The 26,429-nt window shown below is 44.6% G+C and carries 16 protein-coding genes and 1 tRNA gene; 3 read left to right on the forward strand and 14 right to left on the reverse strand.

Going from position 1 to position 26,429, the window contains the following annotated elements; genetic code table 11:
• Positions 1-591: 591 nt before the first annotated feature.
• On the reverse strand, positions 592-4,815 hold the full coding sequence (locus ACVBDU_RS07930) for a hybrid sensor histidine kinase/response regulator transcription factor (protein WP_447179222.1): 4,224 nt from the start codon (positions 4,813-4,815) through the stop codon (positions 592-594).
• Positions 4,816-5,000: 185 nt separating this feature from the next.
• On the opposite strand from ACVBDU_RS07930, the gene ACVBDU_RS07935 reads away from it, so the two are divergent.
• Positions 5,001-5,147 carry a hypothetical protein gene (locus ACVBDU_RS07935; RefSeq protein ID WP_447179223.1) on the forward strand — a complete coding sequence of 49 codons (147 nt, stop codon included), beginning with the start codon at positions 5,001-5,003 and terminating at the stop codon, positions 5,145-5,147.
• Between the two features lie 16 nt (positions 5,148-5,163).
• Positions 5,164-5,799, forward strand: a complete 636-nt coding sequence (locus ACVBDU_RS07940; RefSeq protein ID WP_447179224.1) for a sugar-binding domain-containing protein — start codon at positions 5,164-5,166, stop codon at positions 5,797-5,799.
• Here ACVBDU_RS07940 and ACVBDU_RS07945 read toward each other — a convergent pair.
• The 13 genes from ACVBDU_RS07945 to ACVBDU_RS08005 all read right to left on the reverse strand — a co-directional run bounded on the left by ACVBDU_RS07945 (position 5,774) and on the right by ACVBDU_RS08005 (position 22,877).
• Complete coding sequence (locus ACVBDU_RS07945; protein WP_447179225.1) at positions 5,774-7,015, reverse strand: glycoside hydrolase family 88 protein; 1,242 nt, start codon at positions 7,013-7,015, stop codon at positions 5,774-5,776. The two genes, ACVBDU_RS07940 and ACVBDU_RS07945, sit on opposite strands and share 26 nt — an antisense overlap.
• 887 nt (positions 7,016-7,902) lie before the next feature.
• Positions 7,903-10,269, reverse strand: a complete 2,367-nt coding sequence (locus tag ACVBDU_RS07950) for a GH92 family glycosyl hydrolase (RefSeq protein ID WP_447179226.1) — start codon at positions 10,267-10,269, stop codon at positions 7,903-7,905.
• Positions 10,270-10,365: 96 nt separating this feature from the next.
• Positions 10,366-10,599, reverse strand: coding sequence for a hypothetical protein (locus tag ACVBDU_RS07955; RefSeq protein ID WP_447179227.1), 234 nt, complete (start codon positions 10,597-10,599; stop codon positions 10,366-10,368).
• Positions 10,600-11,075: 476 nt separating this feature from the next.
• Positions 11,076-11,149 (reverse strand) — tRNA-Asp (locus ACVBDU_RS07960).
• A gap of 85 nt (positions 11,150-11,234) precedes the next feature.
• Positions 11,235-12,164: a DUF58 domain-containing protein gene (locus tag ACVBDU_RS07965; protein WP_447179228.1), complete on the reverse strand. Its 930-nt coding sequence runs from the start codon at positions 12,162-12,164 to the stop codon at positions 11,235-11,237.
• Positions 12,165-12,441: 277 nt separating this feature from the next.
• Positions 12,442-12,759 carry a thioredoxin gene (gene trxA, locus ACVBDU_RS07970; protein ID WP_447173613.1) on the reverse strand — a complete coding sequence of 106 codons (318 nt, stop codon included), beginning with the start codon at positions 12,757-12,759 and terminating at the stop codon, positions 12,442-12,444.
• A 146-nt stretch (positions 12,760-12,905) separates the two neighbouring features.
• Positions 12,906-13,658, reverse strand: a complete 753-nt coding sequence (locus ACVBDU_RS07975; RefSeq protein ID WP_447179229.1) for a glycerophosphodiester phosphodiesterase — start codon at positions 13,656-13,658, stop codon at positions 12,906-12,908.
• 292 nt (positions 13,659-13,950) lie between these two features.
• Positions 13,951-15,339 (reverse strand): alpha-amylase family glycosyl hydrolase, encoded by a 1,389-nt coding sequence (locus ACVBDU_RS07980; RefSeq protein ID WP_447179230.1) that lies wholly within the window; start codon positions 15,337-15,339, stop codon positions 13,951-13,953.
• Positions 15,340-15,377: 38 nt separating this feature from the next.
• A complete protein-coding gene (locus tag ACVBDU_RS07985; protein WP_447179231.1) occupies positions 15,378-17,213 on the reverse strand; it encodes a glycoside hydrolase family 13 protein in 1,836 nt (611 codons plus the stop codon).
• Positions 17,214-17,245: 32 nt separating this feature from the next.
• A complete protein-coding gene (gene mdxK, locus ACVBDU_RS07990; protein WP_447179232.1) occupies positions 17,246-19,555 on the reverse strand; it encodes a maltose phosphorylase MdxK in 2,310 nt (769 codons plus the stop codon).
• A gap of 74 nt (positions 19,556-19,629) precedes the next feature.
• Positions 19,630-20,280 (reverse strand): beta-phosphoglucomutase, encoded by a 651-nt coding sequence (gene pgmB, locus ACVBDU_RS07995; protein ID WP_447179233.1) that lies wholly within the window; start codon positions 20,278-20,280, stop codon positions 19,630-19,632.
• Between the two features lie 21 nt (positions 20,281-20,301).
• Positions 20,302-21,651, reverse strand: a complete 1,350-nt coding sequence (locus ACVBDU_RS08000; protein ID WP_447179234.1) for an MFS transporter — start codon at positions 21,649-21,651, stop codon at positions 20,302-20,304.
• A gap of 203 nt (positions 21,652-21,854) precedes the next feature.
• Positions 21,855-22,877, reverse strand: a complete 1,023-nt coding sequence (locus ACVBDU_RS08005; protein ID WP_447179235.1) for a LacI family DNA-binding transcriptional regulator — start codon at positions 22,875-22,877, stop codon at positions 21,855-21,857.
• Between the two features lie 523 nt (positions 22,878-23,400).
• Between ACVBDU_RS08005 and ACVBDU_RS08010 the strand changes: the two genes are divergently transcribed.
• Positions 23,401-26,340: a SusC/RagA family TonB-linked outer membrane protein gene (locus ACVBDU_RS08010; protein ID WP_447179236.1), complete on the forward strand. Its 2,940-nt coding sequence runs from the start codon at positions 23,401-23,403 to the stop codon at positions 26,338-26,340.
• The last annotated feature ends 89 nt before the right edge of the window (positions 26,341-26,429 follow it).

The raw sequence follows: 26,429 nt of genomic DNA on the forward strand, positions 1-26,429 counted from the left end.
TTTTCCGGTAGCCTTAAAACAAAAAAAGCCCTCCGCACACGGCGGAAAAGCCTTTCATTGGTCTAACTACTAAACCTGGGCAAATCAACGATCTACCCTAAACAACACAACTAAATTTTCAAAGTCAAAAAAAGCTCCTGAATCTTGAAGCTTTCCTCTTTTCTGATATCTGAACGGGATTTGACCCCGATACACAGTATGTTTATAATCATCCTATTACACCAACATCCTTTCCGTAGTTTCCCAAACGTTCATCACATTATTTCGGATGTTTGCTACAAATGTGAGGCAAAAATACTGGTAATTTTTGAATTGATAAAACAAAAGCTGTTTTTTTAATCTTTACAATCGTATTTGGCTTATGAAAAAGGGGTAGCTGCCGAAAGCAATGTTTGGCCGTATTGATCCTCCCGGCAAAGAGGCTATTCCTTTATACCAATGCCGGGAAGTTTCCGAAATCCTGCCACATGCACAACTCCAATATCCGTTTCAACAGGGGGACACAAGGACAGGGAAAAGCAAACTGTGCGATCAAAGATATGCCGTTGAACGCTTCACGCAGGGGAGCCCGATTCTTATGTATTTCCCGGGTCAGGAAGCCTGAAAAGATTCTTTTGTCTTCTCTACAAATTCGTTAGGGCTTTGACCAAACAGCTCCCGGAATGTCTTACTGAAATATGCCGAAGAATTAAACCCGGCCATATAGGCCACTTCTTTTACGGAATAGCATTCCTTGAGTAACTGCTCCGAAGCGTATTTTAAGCGTACTGTACGTATAAAACTACTGGGATTTTGCCCGGTAAGGGCATTTATTTTCCGGTAAAAGTGCGATCGGCTCACCCCTATTTCCCCTAGCAGGGATTCCAGGCTGAAATCCGGATCACTTACATTCTCCAGGATAACCCGGGTGGCCTTGTCCAGGAATGCCTCGTCCAGGGAATTGGTGGTCACTTCTTCCGAAGGCACCACTCCTGCCACAGCAGTGAACTTTTCCCTTAATTTTTTCCTGTTTTCCAGAAGGTTACTTATCCGTGCCTTTAAGACATTCATATGAAAGGGTTTGGGGAGATATCCGTCTGCCCCGGTATTATATCCTTCCACCCGGTCTTCTTCCTGGCTGCGGGCGGTGAGCAGGACAACAGGGATATGGCATATCTCCGTATCCGTTTTTACAGCCCTGCAAAGCTCAAAACCGTCCATTTCGGGCATCATTACATCACTGATTATAAGGTCGGGATAGTGTTTTTTTGCTTTCTTAAATCCTTCCGCCCCGTTCACCGCTTCCTTTATTTTAAACTCTGTTTTCAATTCGTTTTTCAGATGATGCCGCAGTTCCCGGTTATCTTCCACAATAAGGATCACCTTTTTCTTTTCTTTTGTGTCCTTATTCTTGTGTTCAGCATTTCCATTTTCCCGGGAAGCGGATATTTCGTATTCGGCGGACCGGACAATATCGGTATCAAACACAAATTTTTCGAGGGATTGTTTTTTCTCCTTCCCGGCATGCACACGACTGTCCAACGGGAGGATTACGGTAAAGGTAGTCCCCTCGCGGTATTCGCTTTCCACTTTTATTTCCCCGCCATGTAATTCAACCAGGCTCCTGGTAAAATTAAGCCCAATACCTGTGCCCGTCTTGGTATGGTCGGTATGGAAAAACCGGGTAAAGACCTCCTTCAGATGTTTCTTCTTGAAGCCAATGCCGGTATCCTTGACTTTGATCTCTATACCCTCCCCTGCCGACCGGCTACGGCCCGAAAGGGAAAAAATACCATCTTTTTTAGGATGCCGGGTGGTCTTAGATATAGAAAGGGTTACACTACCCCCGCTATCGGTATACTTCAAAGCGTTGGACAAAAGGTTAGTCATTATTTTTTCCACCTTATCAGGATCAAACCACGCTGTCAGTTCGTCCTGTCCGGTTTGAAAATGGAAATCGATACCTTTCATCTCTGCCAGGTCGGAAAACAGGGAAAAAACATCCCTGCAGAATTTCACAAAATCTCCTTCTACGGTTTCCAGGGGGGCCTTCCCCTGCTCCATCTTCCTGAAATCCAGCAACTGGTTGGTCAGGTTGAGAAGCCTTCTTGCACTGCGCTGAATAGTCAGGGCAGAAGTTTTGACCTCCTCCGGGTCGTCATAAGAAGACAAGATCTTATTCAAAGGATTGAGTATAAGGGTGAGCGGTGTTCTGAACTCGTGGGAAACGTTGATAAAAAAGCGGAGCTTCATCTGGTCCAGTTCGTGTTCTTTTTCTTCCCTGACCATCCGGGTATAATACCACATGGCTGTCCAGAACACGCCGATACCTGCTATGCCGTACAACACATAGGCCCACCAGGTCTTCCACGGAGGAGGCATTATATTGAGTTTCACGTACGATACCGGAGCACTGTCCCACTTGTCGTCTACAGATGCCTTTACTTTAAAAGTATAGTCTCCTGCTGTCAGATTGGAGTAATTGGCAATAGTATTGGTTCCCGCATATATCCAATCCTTGTCCAGCCCTTCCATTTTATAGGCATATTGCACCCTTTCCGGATTCTGATAGTGCAGGGCCACAAAGCCCAGGGCAATATGCCCTTCGTTATACCGCAACCGGATCTCTTTCGTTTCGGAAACAGGATTTTCAAGCAATACACGGCCGCTCAGGGTGTCTTTGACCTTTACCCTCCTGTTGAACAGCCTGAATTCCGTCAGCATAGGCCGGATGGAATCCATCCCCGTATCCAGGTCGGCCGGATGAAACATATTGAACCCATTAATCCCCCCCGCCAGGATTCTCCCGTTCCTGGTCCTGGCTATGGATTTACTCTGGAATTCCATGCCCTGTAAACCGTCGTGGATATTGAAATTCTTAAATTCACGCAAAACGGGATCAAAACGGGAAAGCCCGCTTTTGGTAGTAACCCATAAATATCCCGCCTCATCTTCCTGAATACCTACCACAAGATTATTGGGCAGACCGTCGCGGGTAGCATAAGACTCCTGCCACTGCAGATCGGCATTTAGCCTGTGCAAGCCCAGGTCTGTCCCCAGCCAGATATTGCCCTTGTGGTCTTCGGCAATATGGTTTATACGGTGCTCCTTTATAGCGTCTTCTTTTATTTTACTGAACTTCAGATCTTCGGGAACACCCTCTATTAAGTAGTCGTCGGGATGGAGAACGGAAAGACCGGAAGAGGTCCCGATCAGCAACCTTTTTCGGGAATCTATATAAAGGTGAAAGACAAAATCACTGGCAAGACTACGGGCATTGCCCGGAACATGGCGATAGGCATAAAATTTTCCGGAAGCGGGATCGAACAGGTTAAGCCCTGCGGTCTGGGTCCCTGCCCATAACCGATACAGACTGTCTTCCGCAGCACACCAAACCGTATTCTGTCCCAGGGAATGGGGATCTGATAGATCGTGCCTGTATCGTATAGCTTTCCCGCTTCGCGGATCAAACCTGTTTAGCCCACCGTTCCAGGTACATATCCAGACCGTACCGTCATGTGCTTCCGACAGGTAAACGATCTTGTCGGAACTCAGGGAAGAAATATCTCCTTTGATATGCCTGTAATGCCTAAAGCGGCCCGTAGATTCATCAAAAAGACTTAACCCTCCGCCATCCGTACCTATCCATATTTTCCCGTCCTTACTTTGTATAACGGATTGTGCTATTCCAGAACCGGGACTATTGGTATTTCCCGGCTGATGAAAATAATGTCCGAATGCCGATTTAGACAACACCAGTTTGCTCACGCCTTTGTTATAAGAAGCAATCCAAAGCGTACCATCCCGGTCCTCCAGTATACCGGAAGGCTGGTCATTGGGCAGGGAAAGAGGATCGGAGGGATTGTGTACAATATGATGTACGGTATCTTTTTCTTTGTCGAACAGGAACAAACCGTAACCATCCGTAGCTATCCATATCATCCCGTTATTATCCTGGTATATATCAAACACGGGGACGTTTCCCCCGGCCATGTTCCCTTTTTGTTCAAACACGTTATTTTCCCGGTCCCATACGACCAGCCCTCGCAGGTTGTTCCCTATCCAGAAATCCCCTTCCCTGTCTTCGAGTATTTTCTTTGGCATATGGTCCAGCCCGTAACCGGGTGAAATATCTATAAGTACGTTTTCGAATCTGTCTGTCTTTCCCGACAAGGAATCAGAACTGCTCCCGGATGCCGGAATATACCTGTTAAGATGAGGTCCGGAAGTACCGATCCAGATATCTCCCTCTCTGTCTTTCAGTATCTCCGTTATATTGTTATGGTCAATAGACCCCGGTACGCCCGGAATATGGGAATAACGGGTAAACGCAGGGTTTTTCAGGGAAGAGCCGTTTATCCCGTTAAGCATTAATTTATAGAGACCGTTCCTGGTACCTATCCACATCGTACCCGCCGGACTGTCGTAGAAAAGAGTGTTGATCACATCCACCGCCCCGCTCAGGCCGAAAGCGTCGGCACCAAAGTTGATCCGGGTAAACTTCTCCGTGTGTTTGTCCAGCACATTCAACCCGTTACTGGTACCGATCCACAATCGTCCCTGACCATCTTCTGTTATGGCATTTACCCGGTTACTGCTGATGGAATTTCTGTCATTAAGCACCGGGCGGTATACCGTAAAGGTATAACCGTCATATTTGTTTAACCCGTCAATGGTACCAAACCAGAGGAAACCGTCCCTGTCCTGGAAGATTTCGGTACAGGTACTGCTTGAAAGCCCTTCGGTGGTAGAAAGATTTTCAAACTTCAGGTTAGCGTACTGGGCCTGTGCACCTATACAGATAAGCAACAGGCAGAAAAGCAAACTCGTTTTCATATGGTTTTCCCGAAAAAAGGATTGGTTTGGTTGTATTGCAAATAAAATTATGTTAAAATTGAGAACAAAGCAAAAAACAAGTGTAAAAATAACAATATATATAAATATTTTAGCCGTAGCCCGTGGGTGCCGCCGTATATGGCTATAGACTGTTATTTATTTTTCCGGCCAAATTGCTATCACTTATGAAAACCATACCCGTTATTTTATTCCTGTCCGTCATATTCCCCTGTTTCGGTGTTCAGGCCCAAAACGCCATGATCCATGTCGAAGGCAGGGAGCACACCAGCCTTAACAGAGAATGGCAGGCCATCATAGCCCCATGGGTATAGGCGGCTGGCGCAAGGTGTGGGAGGAAAAAATATTTCGTTATCTAAAAAAAGAGAGAAGCGGCTTTTTATTCATTTCGGTGCCGTAAATTACCTTGCCGAAGTATACCTCAACGGTGAACATATCGGGCAATACGAGGGAGGTTATACACCCTTCCAGTTTGAAATCACCGACCAGGTAAGGGACGAGGAAAACCGGGTCATCGTCAAGGTAAACAACAAACGCAGTGCAGAATACATTCCCGCCCTGAGCTTCGATTGGTTTAACTATGGCGGGATTACCAGGGATGTAAATCTCATTGAGACCCCCGGTACTTTTATAGAAGGCTACCTCATCCGGCTTCGGAAAGACTCGGAAAACGAAGTTGCCGGGAAGATCCGGTTGAACGGGAAAAGGCCTTCGCAAACGGTGCGGATAAAGATCTCCAAACTAAAGATCGTCCGGTCCGTTAAAACGGACAGCGCGGGAAATGCTCCTGTAAGTTTTAACGGAAATTTTGAATTGTGGTCACTGGAAAACCCCAAACTTTACACCGTTGTCATAGAAAGTGAAACAAATACGATCTCGGACCTTATCGGGTTCAGAAATATCGAAGTCCGCGGCAGGGATATTCTACTCAACGACAACTTTACCATTCTGATTTTTCTTCCCTGAGTTTTTTCAGCCGGACAAGTGCTTCTATATAGTAATAATCCGCATAAATAATAGAATAATCCACTTCGCTCCCATTCGGTTTATGCCCGGTGGAATGCAACAGAAAGGCACTGTTCCCATTCCCGGAACGATACTTCCTCCCGGAAAGTACCTTTAACATGGCTTCAGCTTTATTCAGATATTCCCTGGACAATTCTTCCTTATCGGTATAGCCCGATAGTTCGATAAGAGCCGAAGCCACAATCGCCGCCGCCGAGGCATCCCTGGGTTCGTCCGGTATTCCCGGGGCATCGAAATCCCAGTAAGGGATAAGGTCATCCGGAAGACGGTCCAGGTATACTTTAGCTACCTTATGGGCAAAATCCAGGAATTCGGTTTTTCCGGTTTCCCCGTAAACCATGGTATAGCCGTAAATGGCCCACGCCTGTCCCCTGGCCCACATGCTCTCATCGGCATATCCCTGGTGGGTAACCGCCTTGATCTTTTCGCCCGTCAGCGTATCATAAACCACAGCATGATAGACGGAAAAATCTTCCCGGAAATGATTCTGCATCGTGGTCCGGGCATGTTGTTCTGCCATATCATATAATTCCGCACCACCGCCATTCTTCGAAGCCCAGAAAAGCAACTCCAGGTTGATCATATTGTCGATGATGGTATTGTGCTGGGGCCATTCCATATTGGGCACTTCTCTTGACCACGAAAGAATGGTACCCACAGTCGGATTGTATAACGTGGCCAGGGTATCGGCCGTACGGAGTATAATTTCTTTATATTCAGGGTTATTCGTCAAACGACAGCCATTCCCGAAACTATTGAAAACCTGGAATCCCAGATCATGATCTGTCGCAGGACGGCGTGAAAGGGGCTCCAGGTAACGACTGAAACCGTCCGCCTCCCTTTTCCATTTTTCCTCCCCTGTGTATTCGTATAAATACCAGAGGATCCCGGGCCAGAAACCGCTGGTCCAGTCTTCGTATTCCACAAATCGCCACTCGTCTGTTCCCGGGGGGATATTTCTCGGAAGTTTATCTGCTCCCGGTATCCGTTCCAACGTTTTTACGGCCTGTTCCTCACAATACCCGAGCTGACGGTCCGGTTCCCAACCCAGATCATCTGCTCTTTTAAAGGAACAGCTACCTGTAAAAAATAATAAAGAAATACAAATCACTGCAATTGGCAATCTCTGCACCATAGTATAAACTGTTTTTGTCATGATCTCACCGCTCCGGTTAACAGAACAACGTTTAAAAAATCTGCGAGGGCGATCATTTTTCATTCCATGTAATTAAAAGAAATACATGGAAAAACAAGGTTTCCTTTTTTACCAAACGGCCTCATCCTCTTTCTTCTAATCACCCATTGCAATTTTAGGCAAACCGGGGCAAAAGGACTTGTACTTATCAGCCAGGATAGATAAATCATCGCTCTTTTCTATAATTTTTCCTCCCTTTAGAACCTTAGTACCCTACTTTCCGTGAAATCCCCTATTTGTCTTTAAAATTGAGCAGTATAAAATCAGATCTTATCAGGTTTTGGACAATATTCTGGATTAAGCGTGAAAGTTGTGGAGTTTGGGAATACGGAGTAAAAGCGGATCATGATCCCAAGAAACCGGGGTAAATGAAAACTAAAGAAGAAACTCTTAAGGTCAACTCAGGGCAATCCCTATAATTATCGGGACGCGAGGCATGAAGCGAAAATTTTCGACGCAAGCCTGCCTGACGGTAGGCAGGCGTCGGAGCATTTAAATCTCACTTAGTGAGTAAAAAAGTATGTAAACAAATGATTTTTCAAAAAGTGATCCGGACTGGACTCGAAACAGGTTTATAAAAAAGAAACTGCTCCAGGGAGTACGCCTCAAGGAATTCTTCTGATTAAGGTCATCAGTCAAATTCCAATACACAGATGGAAAGACATTAATCAATTCCAAAACGGCAGAAGTCGCTCATCAGTTTTTTTTGAAAATCAACTACCTCGGGGCAAGTCCGCGAGGTATTCAAACGAACAAACCTTAGCCCATTTCGATGAAGAGCATCGGGGAATTAGACCCATTTAATGGGATTAAAATATGCATATGCTTTCCGATATAGCAAACACAGATCATTCCCTGAATAAATCTTTATTGGGTGTATTGCCCATTACAAAATGTAGATTCGCACCAGATTTCAGAGTTTCCAGGGGAATCTCTTTTTGATGATATGCTTTCCCGTTCAATGTAACGGACTGGATATAGTAATTTCCGGGTTTATTATTTTCCGTGGTGATATTGATCGTATTCCCGTAACCATTCTCAATCTGAATTCCTTCAAACATAGGGCTTCCAAATTGAAAAGAAGGTTTCAGCCCGGTCAGTCCTTTTACATCAAATAACCCCATGGAAGACATTACATACCATGCCCCTAATTGCCCCTGGTCTTCATCCTGTCCGTATCCATATCCGTGAACTTCTTCCGTACCATAGAAATTATCGCAAATCTTTCTTACCCACTTCTGGGTGAGCCATGGATGGTCTGTATAATTGAATAACCAGGCAATGTGCAAATTGGGCTGGTTTCCCTGGTTATAAAGGTATTTTATTCCCGCAAAGGCATCGATGTCCTCTCCGCCGAACCTGGTCTTTTCGGATACCGTAAAAATAGAATCCAGACGTTTTACGAATTTTTCCTCTCCCATTTTATCAACGAGTCGCTCGGGGGTATGAGGTACATAAAAGGTATATTGCCAGGCGTTTCCTTCCTGAAACCCTTTCCAGGGGGCAAAAGGATCAAAATCCTTGAGAAATTCCCCGGAAGCCAGTCTGGGACGGATAAAATCTGACTCTTCATCATAGATATTCTCCCAGTTCTTCGATAACTTCATCAGTTCTTTATATTCTCTTTCTTTTCCCAATGCTTTGGCCATTTGGGCCACTGCAAAACTGCTATAGCTGTATTCCAGGGTGTGGGAAGCTGAAAATCCCGAGCCTTCGGGATTGGTATCCATGCCCTCGATTTGATTCACATACCCCTTTTCAATAAAGTTTTTCAGATCGGTTTTCCCGGCACCCTCATTCCGGTTCTCATACCTGACTTCGTTTTCATATGCCGCCTTGAATGCCAGGTCCGTATCATAATCACGGATACCGGACTGGTAGGCAGAAGCCATGATCAGGCCTACGAAATTAGTTCCGACACCGGAGACAAATTTGGAATTGGCCAGTCCGTCGCCCAGCCATCCGGAATTCTTATACACCTCCAAATGTGTTTGTATGAAATCATTATAATATTCCGGCCATACCAGGGTCCACAACTGGGTGAGATTCCAAAATGCCCCCCAGACGGAGTCGGTATTGTAAAATGCATATTCGGGGATTCCGTTTTCATCCAGTGGAATCTGCCCCACACTGCCGTCATTCTGCGGGAATTGCCCGTTGACATCACTGGCCAGCCCGCGGCCCAGCAAAGCGTGGAACAGCCCTGTGTAGAATTTCGTTTTATTGACTGTTGAAGTATCGGTCAGCTGTATTTTGTTCAATTCTTTCGTCCAGGTAGTCTGAGCCGTTTTTTTAGCCTGGTCAAAATCCAGGTTCCGGGCTTCTTCCATAAGGTTGTTCCGGGCATTTTCCAGGGAAGTATAGGAAAAACCTGTTTTAACCTCTACCTTATCATCCTGCTTTGTTTCAAACCCAAGGTATATCCCGACTCCTTTCCCCTGTCTGTCGGTTTCCCCGGGAAACTGTTCCTCTCCCTGAAAAGTACCCACAGTTAAAGGCTGGGTATCGATCATTGCAGAAAAAAACATTTTGACTTCTCCCTCGGGCTGGTATTTCTGTACGTATTTCGGATACGTGATCACCCATCCCTCTACGCTCTGGGTTTCTTTGTCATAGGAAACATAGGCATCCTTGACCTCCCCGCTTTCTCCCAATTCATTTCCAATATCCATAATCACATATGAGTCGCTGGATTCGGGAAAGTGATATCTCTGAAATCCAACACGTTTGGTAGCCGTAAGTTCGGCCGTAATATTATAATCGTCCAGAAGAACCTTGTAATAACCAGGCTGCGCTACTTCATTTTTCCTTTTGAACCGGGAACGATATCCCGTATCAGGATCATCCAAGGTACCGGGCACCGTCTTTAACTCACCGGTAATAGCGGCAAACAAAAAACCGCCGATCTGGAATTCATGCAGATTGGCAAAACCTTCGATACTGTGGTGACGGGAGTCATACCCCACGGCATCCCACCCATAAGCATTCCCGTAACTCCCGTTGGTTGACGGACCGAGTTTTGCCATTCCAAAGGGTACTGAAGCTGGTGTATAGAAAAACCAACGGCTATGCGCCGTCCCTATATTCGGGTCTACATATGTGAATACATCAGCCTTAGAAGATGCTTCTGTTTCTGTCCTCTGCCCGGCCTCATTACAGGCCAAAAGCATCAAAACCGGAAGTAAAAAGAAAAATTGTCTCATAGTTATAATCATTGGTGTTTTTTAAATTGAAAACCGGAAACTAAACCTTTTGTACATCCGGTTAATCATTCTTAATCTGGTTCCGGAAGGTCTCGTCAAAAAGATCGACTAGCCTCTTTCGGTATATTCTACAACAGCTACCGGCACATCCTGCTCCAACTGTTGCCATTTTTTACGGACAACAGGCAAAAAATAGCGATGTACCCCAGCGATACTTTCTCCCATGATTAGCAAATCGGTGTTGAATTTTTTCAGGTGCGGCGACAGAAAAGCACTCTTGTTTGCTGCAAATTCTTCGAAAATTATCGTAGTGTCGAATTGCCTGCAATCCAGTTTCATCACAATGACTCAATGAAACCTGGCACTCACCTGTCGAACAGGTGTAAACGTTGAAGCGACCTTTTTGGATGAAATATAACTTTCTTCCGGTGTTTTTTTAAATGCAGGATCCAAAATATCAAAGTTTCTCATTAATTTTTGGTTTTGGTTTGCTTAGGGCCTGTTAACATTCTAACATTGGTAAATGTACTAAAACGATTTAGCAGAATAAAGTTATTTTTGGGAAAATTATAAAAATATCAATACCCCACCAGAATAAAAAACACGAGGTTTAGAGCATTCTTATTTAGACTATCCAGAATTTTTGCATAGTCCCCAACTTTTGAGAATGATCCGTTTTTCCTATTTAGAATATCCAGAATTTTTGCTTAGTCCACAACTTTTGGGAATGATCCAAAATCTCTTTTAAAGCCCCTGCACAATCATAAGTCCGGAAATAAAAAAAGCCCATCTTTCGATGAGCTTTTTTCCTTTTTCAGCGGTCCGGACGGGACTCGAACCCGCGACCCCATGCGTGACAGGCATGTATTCTAACCAACTGAACTACCGGACCTTCCTGTATTGCGGTTGCAAATATACACCGCTTTTTCAATTCCGCAAATGTTTTCATTAAAAAAAACAGAAGTTATTTTACGCCATCAAATAAACTTTTGTCTTTCAGCCAGGTAGGTTTGTAAAATTTTTTCCAAATCTTTTTGAATATCAGCTTCCACATATTTTATGCGGTATTGCGCGGCTTTCAATTTTATTTTATCGGTATAAATTTTCAACGCTTTTTTATATTCTTCCTTCATGGTATCCGCATAAAGATCGATATGTTCGCCGGTTTCCACATCCACAAACCGTTTCGGACGGTTATCGAAATCAAAATTGTACTCACTGGCTTTATCCATCACATGAAAAAGTACTACTTCGTGTTTATTGTATTTCAGATGGCGTAATGCATTAAATAACTCTTCATCCCCTGTTTCATTCTGAAACATGTCGGTAAAAAGAAAGATCATGCTTCTGCGATGTATTTTCTCGGCTATCTGGTGCAGGTAGGTATACGTTTTTGTCGTCCTTTCCTTTTCCCCGCGTTCCGCGACATCTCCCAGTATCCCCATGAGCATCTGGTAATGCCTGTTACTTCCTTTTTCCGGGGCGTAAAAGTTATAGGCGTCCGAATATATGCTCAGGCCCATAGCATCGCGCTGACGCTTTAATAAATTCATCAGGGAGGCGGCTGCCAATACGGAGAAGCCGATCTTATTCAGACGGGATACCGAAAGGTTCTTTACTTCCGGGTAATACATGGATGACGAATTGTCTATGATAATATGACATCGAAGATTGGTTTCCTCTTCATAGTTTTTGGAGTACAGCTTGTCCGTCTTAGCAAAAAGCTTCCAGTCTATATGCCGCGTACTTTCCCCTGGATTGTATATCTTGTGTTCTGCAAACTCCGAAGAAAACCCGTGAAAGGGACTTTTGTGCATTCCACTTATAAACCCCTCCACTACCTGATTGGCCAGTAGCCCAATATTTTTAAAGAGTTGTACGTTATTTAATTCGCTTTGTATATCCACTTGTTTTTGTTTAGATGTAAGATATGAGAATTTAGATATCAGACATTTCAGCCCGAAATTCTAGTGTGAAAACAATTATAAAACTTCGGTAAATTGTCTAAGCTTTACCCTTTGGTCCTGATAGTATAGGTATTTAGTATGTGTTTTTCTGACATACTTTTACCTAAGCGGGCAAACTTCCGGTAAAACCTGATCCGGAATAACCGACAATCCAAAAATAAAAAAGGTTCAGCCTTAAGCCAAACCTTTTTTATTTCTTGTGATTCCGGTTTGTTTTTTACAACAAAGAATCAAGTGCTTCCGTGTAAGTTGCTTTAGGCGCTACACCTACCTGTCTTCCTACCACTTCACCGTTCTGAAAAACCAATACGGTAGGGATGTTACGCACACCGTATTTGGCTGCAAATTCCTGGTTAGCGTCTACATCTACTTTTCCTACAACTACTTTTCCTTCATACTCAGAGCTAACTTCCTCGATGATGGGTCCAACCATTCTACAAGGTCCGCACCATGCGGCCCAGAAGTCTACCATAACGGGTTTATTGCTCTTTAATACTACTTCTTCGAAAGTAGCGTCTGTGATCTCTAATGCCATAATATAAAATTTTTAATTTCCTATCTGGTTTACAATGCAAATTTAATCAAATATTCTTCCAAATTTCACCCCAGCATATTAGTTTTGATTATGAACGTATTATAAATAATGATAGTATGTTATGTAAATCTATTTGCAACTATCTCTTACCTCACCCGATCGGGAAAATCGGTAATAATACCATCTACACCCAATTTTCGGATCACAGCAATATCTTTTGGCAAATTTACGGTCCGGGCAAACACTTTAAACCCGGTGTTCTGAACTTCACTTACATTCTCTTCGGTCAGGGTGGTATACTCTGCATCAATTGCAGTGGCCCCCAAAAGTCTTGCCGTTTCCACAACCTCCGAAGGATCTTTTTCGGTGACAAGGGCAATCGGGATCTCCTGATTTAATTTTCGCAGTTCTCCAAGTTCATGCCGGTCCGATCCGGAAACCAGAAAATCATCAGCCTGCCATCCTTTTTCTTCCATATAATAGCGTAACACATGATCCACTTTACCTGCAATTCCCGAGGCCCTGAGTTCGATATTCAACCTGCAGCGACGGTCTATAAGTTTCAATACATCCTGTAAGGTGGGTATCCTGTGATTTCCCTCGAGCAAAAGCGATTTTATATCCAGTATATTATATTCTTCGATAGCCCCGGCACCATTGGTCAGTTCATCAACACGTCTGTCATGAAAAACCACCAGTTCCCCGCTTTTTATACGAAACAGGTCTATGTGCACCATATCCACCCCCAGGTCAAGGGCTTTTTGTACGGATGCCAGGGTATTTTCGGTTTCATACCCTTTAGCACCCCGATGTCCTATAATCCATACACTGTCTCCCGGGGTATCACAACCCGAAAACACCAAAAGAGCGCACAGAAAAAAGAAAGCAAACCGATGCATAAATCATTCTATTTTTTGATGCTTCAAGATACATAAAAATTCCATCATCCTTAAAACAGCGGCAAATCAACTAAGGCAAATGCATTAAGAACTTAAAATGCTAATTATATGAAATTTTAATATTTCTCTGTATCTCCGCGTTATAGCCATTACCCAAAGTTTCACGGAGAAGCACAGAGGGACACAAAAATATCAGGCTCTTCTTATTTTTAGCGTGCTTGCCCATATAGGCCAACAAAAAACCCGCAAGCTCTTAAAGTTGCGGGTTTTGAAATTTATATCCTGTCCGGATTTAGTTTACTGTAAGCAGAATATACTCCCAGGGTTTAAAGTCGTAGGAAGTACCGGCATTTATTTCCATATTCTCCCCACTCATATAATCGGTATAACTCCCTTCGGTCTCTACGGTAAACTGTAACGGTTTGTCAGTAAGGTTGGCAATAAATACCACCTTATCTCCTTCTTTTTCCCTTGTGAAAGCCAGGACTTTTTTATCTTCGGAAGTAGACAGCCTTTTATAGGAAGCTGCCTTCTTACCTCCGTTAAGCGCCTGATTTTCAATTTTAAGCTTCCCGAGTTTTTCATATAAAGGATAGAACTTCCCTTTATTCTTCAAAATCGTATCTTTTTCAAAGAAAAGGAGCCTTTTATCCATATCGTATTCCTGTCCGCTATATATCAAGGGCATTCCGGGAATGGTGTAAGTCATCACTGCAAAAGTCTCTGCGGCATCTCCCATACGTTCGAAAACGGTTCCGTTCCAGGAATTCTCATCATGGTTAGAAGTGAAATTCATAAAAATATCATCCGTTTCCAGCAAGGTATCGTTTTTGGCAATGTATTTATCCCAGTCTGCCGCATTCTTTTTTCCTTGTGCGATTTCGTTCATAATATGATGTCCTTCCCAGGCATATTGCATATCGAAGGCATTTTCCAGTAATTCGGGTTGTTCTGCTTCAGCAAGCATAAATACGGGTTTTACTTCGCGAAGCCTGGCCGCTGCATCTTCCCAGAAATCCACGGGAACCTGGTGTGCCACATCGCAACGATAGCCATCTATGCCTTCTTTTTCTACCCAATACAGCATATCTTTTATCATTTCCTGCCGCATTTCCTTATTGTCGTAATTCAGGTCTGCCACATCGGTCCAGTCCCAGGACTCCCCGGTTTCGGGATTGATAGGGTCTATGATATTCCCTTCTTTATCCTGGGTGTAGTACTCCGGATGTTCTTTTATCCAAACATGGTCCCACCCGGTGTGGTTGGCCACCCAGTCGAGAATAATGTACATATCATTATCGTGGGCGGTTTTCACCAGGTTTCTGAAATCTTCCAGGGTACCGAATTCCGGATTTACCTTCGTATAATCGGTAATCGCGTAATAACTGCCCAAAGATCCTTTACTTTTTGTAGAAGATATGGGATAGACGGGCATCAACCAGATCACTTTTACCCCGAGTTCTTTCAGCTTCGGGATATCTTCGGCAAATGCATTAAAGCTTCCTTCTTCGGAATACTGCCGGATATTGGCTTCGTAGATCACGGCTGTTTCCAGTACATCATCCGAGATGGGGACCGGCTGTTGTGACCGTGGTTCTTCTTTCTTTTCCTGCTTTTTCGGTTCGTTCTTACATGCGATGAGGCTACAGATCGCCACCGCGGCAATGAATATTTTCTTCATTAGAATATAAAATTATATTGTTTTTACGTGATTCGTTATTATTCCAGTTCCAGCACCAACACGGTTTTGGGCTCTAAGGTCATTTCCCCCAGAGATATGGTTTTTCCACCGATCACTTCTTTCCCTTTTGTAAAACTGCCGGTACTTTCCTTAAACCGTTCCGTTTTCAGCGTCCGGGCTTCCTTACTGTTGTTTACCACTACCATTACGGTATCTGTGTCGTTGTACCTAAAATATACGTAGACATTATCTTCGGGCAGGTAATGTTTTGTCTTCCCATTGTGAATTACCTGGGCATCTTTTCGCCAGCGGAACAATTTTGAGGTAAAATCGAAGTACTCTTGTTGTTCTGCGGTACGTCCAGAGATTATAAAAGCATTATTTTCATCTCCTTTCCATCCGCCGGGAAAATCTCTTCGTATATCTCCGTCTCCCTTGTCTTTGTTACCGGCCATTCCTATTTCGCTTCCGTAATACAGTTGTGGAATGCCCCGTACCGTAGCCAGAATAGCCATCGCCATTTTATACTTCTCCGGGTTTCCCTCATATATATGATTGAACCGTTGTGTATCGTGATTTTCCGCAAACACCAGAAGGTTATTTATATCGGGGTATAAAAAGTCATTGACAAAATTGCCGTATACCTTTATTATTCCCCGGTCCCATGAAGCTTCATCCTCATTAAACACCGTTCCGATAGCATCGTGCAGGGTAAAGTCCATAACGCTTGGCAGGTTCGAATTAAAGTCCTGCAAAGCCCCTATTTTACTATCTTTTTGCCAATAGGCTATCTGTGCCTGATCGTGCAACCATACCTCACCTACAATATTAAAATAAGGATATTCATCCATGACGGCTTTTGTCCACTGTGCAATAGCTTCCTTATCGTTATATGAATAGGTGTCTACCCTGAAACCGTCCAGCCCGGCATATTCTATCCACCATATGGCATTCTGAACGAGATAATTGAGCACCAGCGGATTGCTCTGATTGAGATCGGGCATAGTGGAGGTAAACCAGCCGTCTACACAATACTTTTTGTCTATCTCAGAAGCATTCGGGTCGTACTGTGTTTCCATCCGGTAATTGGAATTGGCATAGCCGGGGAACTGGTGAATCCAATCGTAGGTAGGCAGATCTTTTATCATCCAGTGCTCCGCACCCCAGTGATTGGTCACATAATCCATGACCAGCTTCATATCCCTTTTATGAAGTTCATCCGCCAGGCGTCTGTAATCTTCATTGGTTCCGTAACGCGGGTCTATGCGATATACATCGCTCTGGGCATAGGTGTGATAGGAATATGCCGGATCGTTATCTTCCAGCAAGGGGGTGCTCCACACTGTGGTAGCCCCGAGTTCGCGGATATAATCTATATGATCTATTATTCCTTGTATATCTCCTCCGTGGCGTCCTCCCTGCTTGCTGCGATCGGCCTTTTCTGCCATTTCCGGAGACGAATCGTTATCCGGATCTCCGTTGGCAAACCTGTCGGGCATAATGAGATACATTACATCGGAACTGTCGAAACCTCTCCGCAATGCCGATCCTTCTTCCCTCTTCTTGAATTCGTAAGTGTAGCGCGATACTTCCTTTTTACCGTTCTTTAACCGGAGAGCATACTTCCCTTCCGGAACATCTTCCGTATGAATAGTTACAAACAGGTAATTGGGATTTTCCGTTTTGCGGACATTGTTAATGGTTATCCCCTCCATTTCGGGAGTATAACGGGCAACATCCTTTCCGTAGAGCATCAGTTGCAATGCATCGCTTTGCATACCGCTCCACCAGAACGGTGGTTCCACTCTTTCCAGGCCCTGGGCGGTAAGAAGGAAAGTGTTCAATAAAACTAATGTATAGAGTATCTTTTTCATGGTTATTCTCTTTCTGATCATTTGTGAGTTTCCTAAACCGCAACCAGGTTACCGGGTTTTACTGTTACCTGTTTTCCGTTTACCATCACTATGAGTGCAGTATCTCCTTCCAGTGTAAATTCGGTTCCGGAAGCTTTTACATTTATTTTCAGTACCTGCCCCCTGAAGTTGATCTTAAAGGAGTAGGCTTCCCATTGCGCGGGTATTTTCGGATTGAAATGCAGTATGTTGTCTTTTACACGCATCCCCCCGAAACCTTCCACTATACTCATCCAGGTCCCGGCCATGGAAGTTATATGACACCCTTCTTTCACTTCTTTGTTATAATCATCCAGATCCAGACGAGAAGTCCTCAGGTAAAACTCATAGGCTTGTTCCATCCTTCCGAGCAACGCTGCCTGTATGGAATGTACACAGGGAGACAGGGAGGATTCGTGAACGGTAAAAGGCTCGTAAAAATCGAAGTGTTTTTCCAGTTCTTCCCTGGTAAAATGATCTTCAAAGAAGTAAAAACCCTGTAAAACGTCTGCCTGCTTTATGTAAGGAGAACGCAGGATACGGTCCCAGGACCATTTTTGATTGAGAGGTCTCTGGGAACGATCGAGATCGGATACTTTTATAAGCTCTTTATCCAGGAAACCGTCCTGTTGCAGGTATACGCCGTGTTCCTCAGCATAAGGGAAATACATCGCTCCGGCAACTTCCTCCCATTGCCGGATTTCGGCATCTTTCACTCCTGTTTTTTCCGTGATACGGGTATAATCGGAAGCGTATTCCGTTTTCACCTTACGTACCTGTTCCGCGGCATATTCCAGGCACCATTGGGCAATGTAGTTGGTATACCAGTTGTTATGGACATTATTTTCATACTCGTTAGGCCCGGTCACACCGAGAATAACATATTTGTTTCTTGCTGTGGAATATGTCGCTCTCTGTTTCCAGAAACGGGCGATACCTATAAGCACTTCCAATCCTTTTTCGGGGATATAGCTATAATCTCCGGTGAAACGGTAATAATTATATATGGCAAAAGCTATGGCCCCGTTACGGTGAATTTCTTCGAAAGTGATCTCCCATTCGTTATGGCATTCTTCCCCGTTCATAGTTACCATCGGGTAGAGGGCCGCACCTCCCGTAAAGCCGAGCTTCTCCGCATTTTCTATGGCCTTGTCCAATTGGTTATAACGGTAGGCCAGGAGATTACGCGCTACCTGCTGGTTTTTGGTAGACATGTAAAAAGGCAGGCAATACGCCTCGGTATCCCAATACGTACTTCCCCCGTATTTTTCCCCTGTAAATCCTTTGGGCCCTATATTCAGGCGTGCATCTTTTCCGAGATACGTCTGGTTTAGCTGAAAAATATTGAAACGTATCCCCTGCTGAGCCTTTACATCGCCCTGAATGGTAATATCTGCCATTTCCCATATATCGGCCCAGGCTTTTTTCTGTTCTTCCAGAAGGGCTTCATATCCTTTTTTCACACCTTTACGGATAACCTCCTGTGCTGCAGTTACCAGCTTATCTCCATCATGGTTCATGGAAACCGTATACCCGCCAAGTTTTTGGAGTATCGCTTGCTCTCCTTTGGATACGGCAACTTCGTAAGCAAGACATATTCTGTCGTCTCCCGCCTGTGTGGCCAGGGGTTTGGCTTCAAGTTCTTCTCCGTTACGGAAAAGCGTGTTATGCATAAAGGTAGCTACCTTAAAGAGTGTTTTGAATGTACGAGCTACTATAAAGGCCTCACGGGCGGAGTGCCTGGTCTCCAGCGATTCCCAGAACTTTTCGTCCCAGTTGGCATCTTCGTTGGTAATTCCGGCATCCACATAGGGGAGAAAAATCACCCTGGCATCCTTATTCAGTGGTGTCACTTCATATTTTATGACTCCCAGTTCGTCCGTTTCCAGAGAAAGGAACCGTCTGGCATTAATCCGCACCTCTGTTCCATTCTTCAAAACAGCTTCAAACGAACGATGATACCATCCTTCTTTCATGTTCAGTTCCCGGCGAAACTTACGAACCTCAGTGCACCTGGCCAGATCCAGTTTTTCTCCGTTTATCTCTACATCTATCCCTATCCAGTTGGGGGCGTTCAACACTTTGGCAAAATATTCCGGGTAGCCGTTTTTCCACCAGCCTACTTTGGTCTTGTCCGGATAATATACTCCGGCAATATAACTACCCTGAAAAGTGGGGCCTGAATAATTTTCTTCAAAATTAGCACGTTGTCCCATAGCCCCGTTACCTATGCTGAACAGGCTTTCGGACGACTTTACCCTGTCTTTGTCAAATCCTTCTTCTACGATCGACCATTCATCGGGAATTATATAATCTTGGTTCATTTTCTTCTGTTAAGTTTTATTATAATCTGTATATCTCTGATATGATCCTGGTGAAGGTGCACGGCCGCACGACTTTACCGTGTGCTTTTTGTCAACAGTTGTCCGGCATCAATCCGGGTAAAATCCGGAAAAACCAGATCGGCTTCCTGTAATGTGGCACCATCTCCAATCCCGATACTGGTCATACCTGCCATATTAGCGGCTTGTATACCGGCAACGGAATCTTCAAAAACAACACAATCGACGGCATTTACATTTATCTGTTGCGCTGCGAGAACAAATACTTCCGGGTCCGGTTTGGCTTTGGAAACATCATTGCCGTCCACCACAGCATCAAACAGGTGCATGATATCCGTTTTTTCCAGAATAAGCCTGGCATTTTTACTTGCGGACCCAAGGGCGATCTTTCCTCCCTTCTCTCTTAAAAAAAGTAATGTGGAAAGCACTCCCGGGAGTACTTCTTTCTGATCCATACGGGAAACGTACTCCAGATAATCGTCGTTTTTCTGCCGCATCCATACTTGTTTTTCTGCTTCCGTAGCCCGGATATTTCCCAGTTCCAGGATGATTTCCAGGGAACGGGCCCTGCTTACGCCTTTTAACCTTTCGTTGTCTTCAACCGTAAAATCAACCCTGAGTTCTTCCGCAAGTTTTTTCCATGCCAGAAAATGATATTTGGCCGTGTCTACAATGACCCCGTCCAGGTCAAAAATAAATCCTTCCATGTTGGTATTTCTTTAATTAAATTATCGGATTGTTTCGTCTTGTGTTTCGTCCACATCATCTACCCTGAAGACCAGAGCGGCAGCCAGCAGAAAAGATATTCCACTTATTACAATGGCATAAATAGCATTACCTCCGTAAAGATATTTTACCATAGGTCCACCAATAAGGGCATTGATGATCTGCGGAATAACGATAAAGAAGTTAAATATCCCCATATAGACCCCCATTTTTCTAACAGGTATAGACCCGGCCAGAATAGCATATGGCATGGCCAGTATACTGGCCCAGGCAATCCCTACAGCCAGCATGGAAGCTATCAGCCAGTACTGATTGGGGGCAAAATAAACGGAAATAAGCCCCAGTCCACCTACGATAAGAGATATAACATGCGTAGTCTTCCTTCCTAATTTTTTAGCTATTACCGGAAGAAAAAATGCAAACACGGCAGAAACCGCATTGTAGACACCAAACAGTACACCTACCCAGTCCCCTGCATCCTGATAGGCCCTGCTTTGAGAGTCCTCCAGGGGGAGGCCGTAAATATGATGTGCAATGGCCGGGGTAGAAAACACCCACATACCAAACAGGCCAAACCAGGAAAAGAACTGTACCCAGCTAAGCTGACGCATGGTTTTCGGCATTTTTACAAAGTCGGAAAATATGGTTAACAGTCCGGCTGTTTCCTCCGGTTCCGCCGGGTCTTCCGGTTCCATCAATTCAAGTTCTTCAGGGGTGTATTCTTTTGTGGTAATAACGGTAACCAGGATACTTACCAAAAGGATCAGGGCACCGATAATAAAGGAAACCAGAAGGTTTAACGGAACTTTCCCCAGTACCGCTTCGTTGGAAACGCCTATCCAGTTGGCCAGCACATAGGGCAACCAGGAACCCACTACGGCACCGATTCCTATAAGCACGGTTTGTATACTGAACCCGAGAGTCCGCTGATCGGAAGGAAGTTTATCGGCCACAAGTGCCCGAAAAGGTTCCATGGCTACATTAAAGGAAGCATCCATGATCATCAGCATTCCCGCTCCGACCCAAAGGGCAGGCATAAAAGCTACGAATACGTCCGCTTTTGGCATGAGCACCAAGCCTATGGAAGCCAGGATGGCACCAGCTAAAAAGAAAGGTCGTCTGCGCCCTAGCCGTGTCCAGGTCCTGTCGCTGTAATGTCCTATGATGGGTTGAACAATGAGCCCGGTAAGCGGGGCTACCAGCCAAAACCAGGACAACTCGTGTACATCCGCACCGAAAATCTGTAAAATTCTGCTGGCATTCGCATTCTGGAGGGCAAAACCCATTTGTATTCCCAGAAAACCGAAACTCATGTTCCAGATCTCCAGAAAACTCAGTTTACGCTTTTTCATTATCGTAATTTTCGTTTATATACTACGATAAGCGCTATGACTTATCAAGACTTTATATCGGGTTGAGAAGTAAAACTATAAGTCCTGACGGGTGTAAATATAAAATATTTTTTACTGGTAAGTCGTTAATTTACAAGTTTTTTCTACTACAACGTTGTAGTAGATCCTATTGAAAAATGTTCTGTAAAGACACGAAAATACCTTTATTTACGGGTACTCTCCCGTTCTTTGATGGATGTCGGTATTACCTCGGTCATGTACGATTCATCATCCATATCATCGTTTTCCAGTCTTTGTATCAGCATTTTTGCTGCCATCCCTCCCATTTCCAGTCCGTGCTGGTCTACGGTAGTAAGGGTCGGAAAAGCGTATTGCGACAAAATCCCGTCCGTGAACCCCATAAAGGAGATATCTTCCGGGATTTTAAATCCTCTTCGCTGTGCTTCCTTCATGGCCGTTACGGCAAACAGTTCGTTAACGGCAAAAACCGCGTCAAATTTTTCGGAATCAAAAAGACCTGCTATCTGTTTTTCACAATTGTCTATGTCTTCGATCTTTATTATAAGAGAGTCGTCCACCTCTTTTCCCGCATCCTGTAAAGCACGGGTATAGCCTTCGGTACGTAGCTTTCCTACACTTACATAATCTACCGTAGTCAGGAGGGCTATCCTATTGCAACCGCCCTTCATCAGGTAGTTCACGGCATTCATGGCACCTTCCACATCATCGATCACCACTTTATCCCCGGGAATTTCATCCGATACCCGGTCGAACATCACCAACGGCATGCCCTGGTCGATAACCTCATGTAAATGATGAAAATCTTTTTTAGACTGGGTTTCCTTGGAAAGAGACAGTATAAAACCATCAATACTTCCATTGGCCAGGGTTTCCATATTAATCACTTCCTTATCAAAAGATTCGTCGGAAAGGCACACTATAACATTATAGCCCGCCTTATTCGCTTCCTTTTCAATACCGCTGATAACCGTGGTAAAAAAATGGTGCACGATCTCCGGAATGATCACCCCTATGTTTTTGGTCTTCCTGTTCTTAAGGCTGACTGCTATATTGTTGGGCCTGTAATTCAGTAATTTTGCGAATGCCTGTACCTTTTGTCTTGTGTCCAGACTAATTTCCTTACTGTCCCGCAAGGCTTTGGATACCGTAGAAACAGATACATCCAGTTCGCGGGCAATTTGCTTTATAGTTACTTTCTTTTTCATTTTTAATTCAGGTGAAACGGATAACCGCAACGCGTAAAGGCAACCTATGTTCCTTTTGTTCTGTTATCCGATTATGCAGAAGGGTAATATATCCCTTGGCCCTTTTCAGCACATTTCCAACGTCTCATGCAAATCCTTCTTCACAAAGATACCCCTTCTTTTCTAATAGTCAGGGCTGCATTAAAAAAACGAAAATCCGTAGCAAAAAAAGGATCATAATATTTCAACCAATACTACCCGGGAGCGTATTTTTTTAAATATCCTCTAATTTTATACTTATCAAATTCAAAATACTTCAATTTTAACACGAAAAAACTGTAAATAACCCTGGTTTTACCAAAAGTTTTTCACACGAAAACGTTGTAATAACTTTTCGCTCATTTACTTAACACAAAATTTACATAGTTTTAGCTCCGAGAAGTAAAATTATAAGCCTGATTTTTAATTAAATCAACAAAAAAACGGCATGAAAAATACGCAGTGTGTATTTCATGTATGCTTTAAAATCAAATCTATCTACAGCATGAAAACATTTCATATTTCCACCTTGCTGTTGTTTCTCTTATGTATTCCTTTCGGAGCACATGCGCAAACGGCAGTAAGTGGCACCGTAACCGACAATTCCGGTCCGTTACCCGGGGTGAACGTAGTTGTAAAAGGTACAACTGTGGGAACCACCACCGATTTTGACGGTAATTACAGTATTGACACCTCTTCGGGCGATATACTTGTCTTTTCTTATATCGGGTACCGGACCCTGGAAAAGACTGTTTCCGGGACTACTCTGGATATAGTACTGGAGGAAGACACCCAGCAACTCGACGAAGTGGTACTTATCGGTTACGGGCAGGTTAAAAAGAAAGATGCCACCGGATCTGTCACTACCGTAAAAAGTGATGATTTTAACAACGGTATGGTAGTATCTCCCGATCAGCTGATCGCCGGAAAAACTGCGGGAGTACAGATTACCACCAGTGGCGGGGAGCCCGGGGCAGGAGCTAACATCCGCATCCGGGGAGGGGCTTCCCTCAACGCGAGCAACGACCCCCTGATCGTGATCGACGGGGTTCCGGTAGACAAAGAAGGTGTTGCCGGGATAAGCAACCCGCTGAACATTGTAAACCCCAACGATATTGAGAGTTTTACCGTACTCAAAGATGCTTCTGCTGCCGCTATCTACGGTTCCAGGGCGTCCAACGGGGTTATCATCATTACCACCAAAAAAGGAAGCAGTGGCGAACTGCAGTTCAACTACAACGCCAAAACTTCCGTAAGTACCGTAACCCGGACCGTCGATGCTTTTTCCGCAAATGCTTTCCGCAATCTCGTGCAAACATATGGCTCGGACGCGCAACAGGCTTTGTTGGGAGAGAGCAATACCAACTGGCAGGATGTCATTTTCAGGGATGCCATCAGCTTTGACCAGAATTTCAGCGTCAAAGGACAATTATTCGGCGACACCCCATTCCGCGCTTCCGTGGGATATACGGAACAGGATGGTATATTAATGACTTCTTCGCTCGAACGATGGACAGGTTCCTTCGGGGTTACACCACGATTTTTTGACAATCACCTGAAAGTGGATATCAACGTAAAAGGTATTATGAGCGAAAGCCGCTTCGGGGATACGGGTGCTATAGGCAGCGCCATATTGATGAACCCTACCAACCCGGTTTACGACAGCAGCATGCCGTTTGGGGGGTATTATGAAGAGTTCACCAACGGTAATGTAGAAACCCTGGCTCCGCGAAACCCTCTTGCCCTTCTGAATCAAAGGGATAATACCGGGGATGTAAAACGAAGTGTGGGAAATATAGAACTGGATTATAAATTCCACTTTCTTCCGGAGCTTCGCGCCAATTTAAATCTGGGGTATGATGTTTCTACCGGAGAACGGAATGACAGGGTTTTTGAGGAATCTGCCAATTATTACCGGAACGGTACCGGATACGGCCACCTGGAAACCGAATCCCAGAACAAGAGAAACCTCCTGATGGATTTCTACCTGAACTATTCCAAATCATTTGAAGACAGGTTTGTTACCAACCTGGATATCACGGCGGGACACTCCTACCAATCCTTTACCAATAACGGGCACAAAAACAACCATGATTATATCAATGACCAGGTTATTGTTACCCGGTATTATAACCCTGTTGTCATCGCTTCTTTTTTCGGAAGGGCCAACGTTTCCATAAAAAACAAATACCTCTTTACGGCCACCCTTCGAAGGGACGGATCTTCACGGTTCGACCCGGACGTTCGCTGGGGTAATTTCCCTTCGGCGGCATTTGCATGGAATATATATGACGAACCGTGGCTGGAAAATTCCAATACCCTCAGCAACCTTAAACTCCGTATGGGATGGGGTATTACCGGGCAACAGGACCTTCCGGGAAGGTATTTCCCGTACCTGGCCGTATACCTGGCCGGAACACCACAGGTACAATATCCTTTCGGGGATAACTATTACACAACTTATCGCCCCAACCCATACAGTACCAGCCTTACCTGGGAAGAGACGACCACCTATAACGCCGGACTAGATTACGGTTTCCTTGACAACCGTATTACAGGTGCTGTAGACGTGTATTACAGAAAAACCAAAGACCTGCTCAGTGAAGTATCTACTCCCGCAGGAAGTAACCTTTCCAATGTTTTTGTAGATAATGTAGGGACTATGGAAAATAAAGGTGTGGAATTCGAAATTAATGCTACGCCCATTCAGACGGATAACTTCAGCTGGAACCTGGGTGCCAACTTTACCTGGAACAGTTCGGAAGTAACCGGGCTCAATGCCGACACCGGCTTTATCTCCGTACAGGACAGGAATATTTCCGGGGGTACCGGTCTCTTTAACCAGGTACACGCCGTGGGTGAAACCCCGTACAGTTTTTATGTTTACGAACAGGTATATGACGAAAACGGGAAGCCTGTGGAAAACGTATTCGTTGACCGCAACGGTGACGGAGTAGTGGATGACAACGACCGTTATATTCACAAATCTGCCCTGCCGGACGTTTACTACGGTTTTACCTCGCAGTTCCGGTACAAAAAATGGGACCTGAACATGGTGTTCCGCGGACAGGCCGGTAATTATGTGTACAACAACATAGATTCCAACGTAGGTATCCGAAACGGGGTGTTTACAAGTTCTACCTTCCTTACCAACATTGTGGAGAACTACAATGAAGCGGGATTTGTTCAGGCGACAGATCAGGTAAGGCTTTCCGATTATTACGTTCAAAACGCGTCTTTCCTGAGACTGGACAACATTACCCTGGGCTATAATGCCGGAAAATTCCTCGGAAACAGTCTGTCGGCAAGGATTTACGGTTCCGTACAGAACGTATTTACCGTTACCGGGTATGACGGACTCGATCCGGAAGTACAGAACGGAAACGATTATAACATCTATCCCCGTCCGAGAACATTCCTCCTGGGATTGAGCCTGGACTTTTAAGTCAACAATCTCGGGGCGATTCCGCTAGGCATAAATCGGAAAATCCCGAAAAAAAATTCGGCGCAAGCATGCCTGACGGTAGGCAGGCA

The sequence above is a fragment of the Sinomicrobium endophyticum genome (genome assembly GCF_052983315.1).

Excerpts from the sequence above, each read along its gene's own strand:
- ACVBDU_RS07985 (WP_447179231.1), bottom strand. The coding sequence starts at position 17,213 with ATGAAAAAGATACTCTATACATTAGTTTTATTGAACACTTTCCTTCTT.
- ACVBDU_RS08010 (WP_447179236.1), top strand. The coding sequence starts at position 23,401 with ATGAAAACATTTCATATTTCCACCTTGCTGTTGTTTCTCTTATGTATT.
- ACVBDU_RS07980 (WP_447179230.1), bottom strand. The coding sequence starts at position 15,339 with ATGAAGAAAATATTCATTGCCGCGGTGGCGATCTGTAGCCTCATCGCA.
- trxA (WP_447173613.1), bottom strand. The coding sequence starts at position 12,759 with ATGGCATTAGAGATCACAGACGCTACTTTCGAAGAAGTAGTATTAAAG.
- ACVBDU_RS07945 (WP_447179225.1), bottom strand. The coding sequence starts at position 7,015 with ATGACAAAAACAGTTTATACTATGGTGCAGAGATTGCCAATTGCAGTG.
- ACVBDU_RS07935 (WP_447179223.1), top strand. The coding sequence starts at position 5,001 with ATGAAAACCATACCCGTTATTTTATTCCTGTCCGTCATATTCCCCTGT.
- mdxK (WP_447179232.1), bottom strand. The coding sequence starts at position 19,555 with ATGAACCAAGATTATATAATTCCCGATGAATGGTCGATCGTAGAAGAA.
- ACVBDU_RS07950 (WP_447179226.1), bottom strand. The coding sequence starts at position 10,269 with ATGATTATAACTATGAGACAATTTTTCTTTTTACTTCCGGTTTTGATG.
- pgmB (WP_447179233.1), bottom strand. The coding sequence starts at position 20,280 with ATGGAAGGATTTATTTTTGACCTGGACGGGGTCATTGTAGACACGGCC.
- ACVBDU_RS08005 (WP_447179235.1), bottom strand. The coding sequence starts at position 22,877 with ATGAAAAAGAAAGTAACTATAAAGCAAATTGCCCGCGAACTGGATGTA.
- ACVBDU_RS07930 (WP_447179222.1), bottom strand. The coding sequence starts at position 4,815 with ATGAAAACGAGTTTGCTTTTCTGCCTGTTGCTTATCTGTATAGGTGCA.
- ACVBDU_RS07975 (WP_447179229.1), bottom strand. The coding sequence starts at position 13,658 with ATGCATCGGTTTGCTTTCTTTTTTCTGTGCGCTCTTTTGGTGTTTTCG.
- ACVBDU_RS08000 (WP_447179234.1), bottom strand. The coding sequence starts at position 21,651 with ATGAAAAAGCGTAAACTGAGTTTTCTGGAGATCTGGAACATGAGTTTC.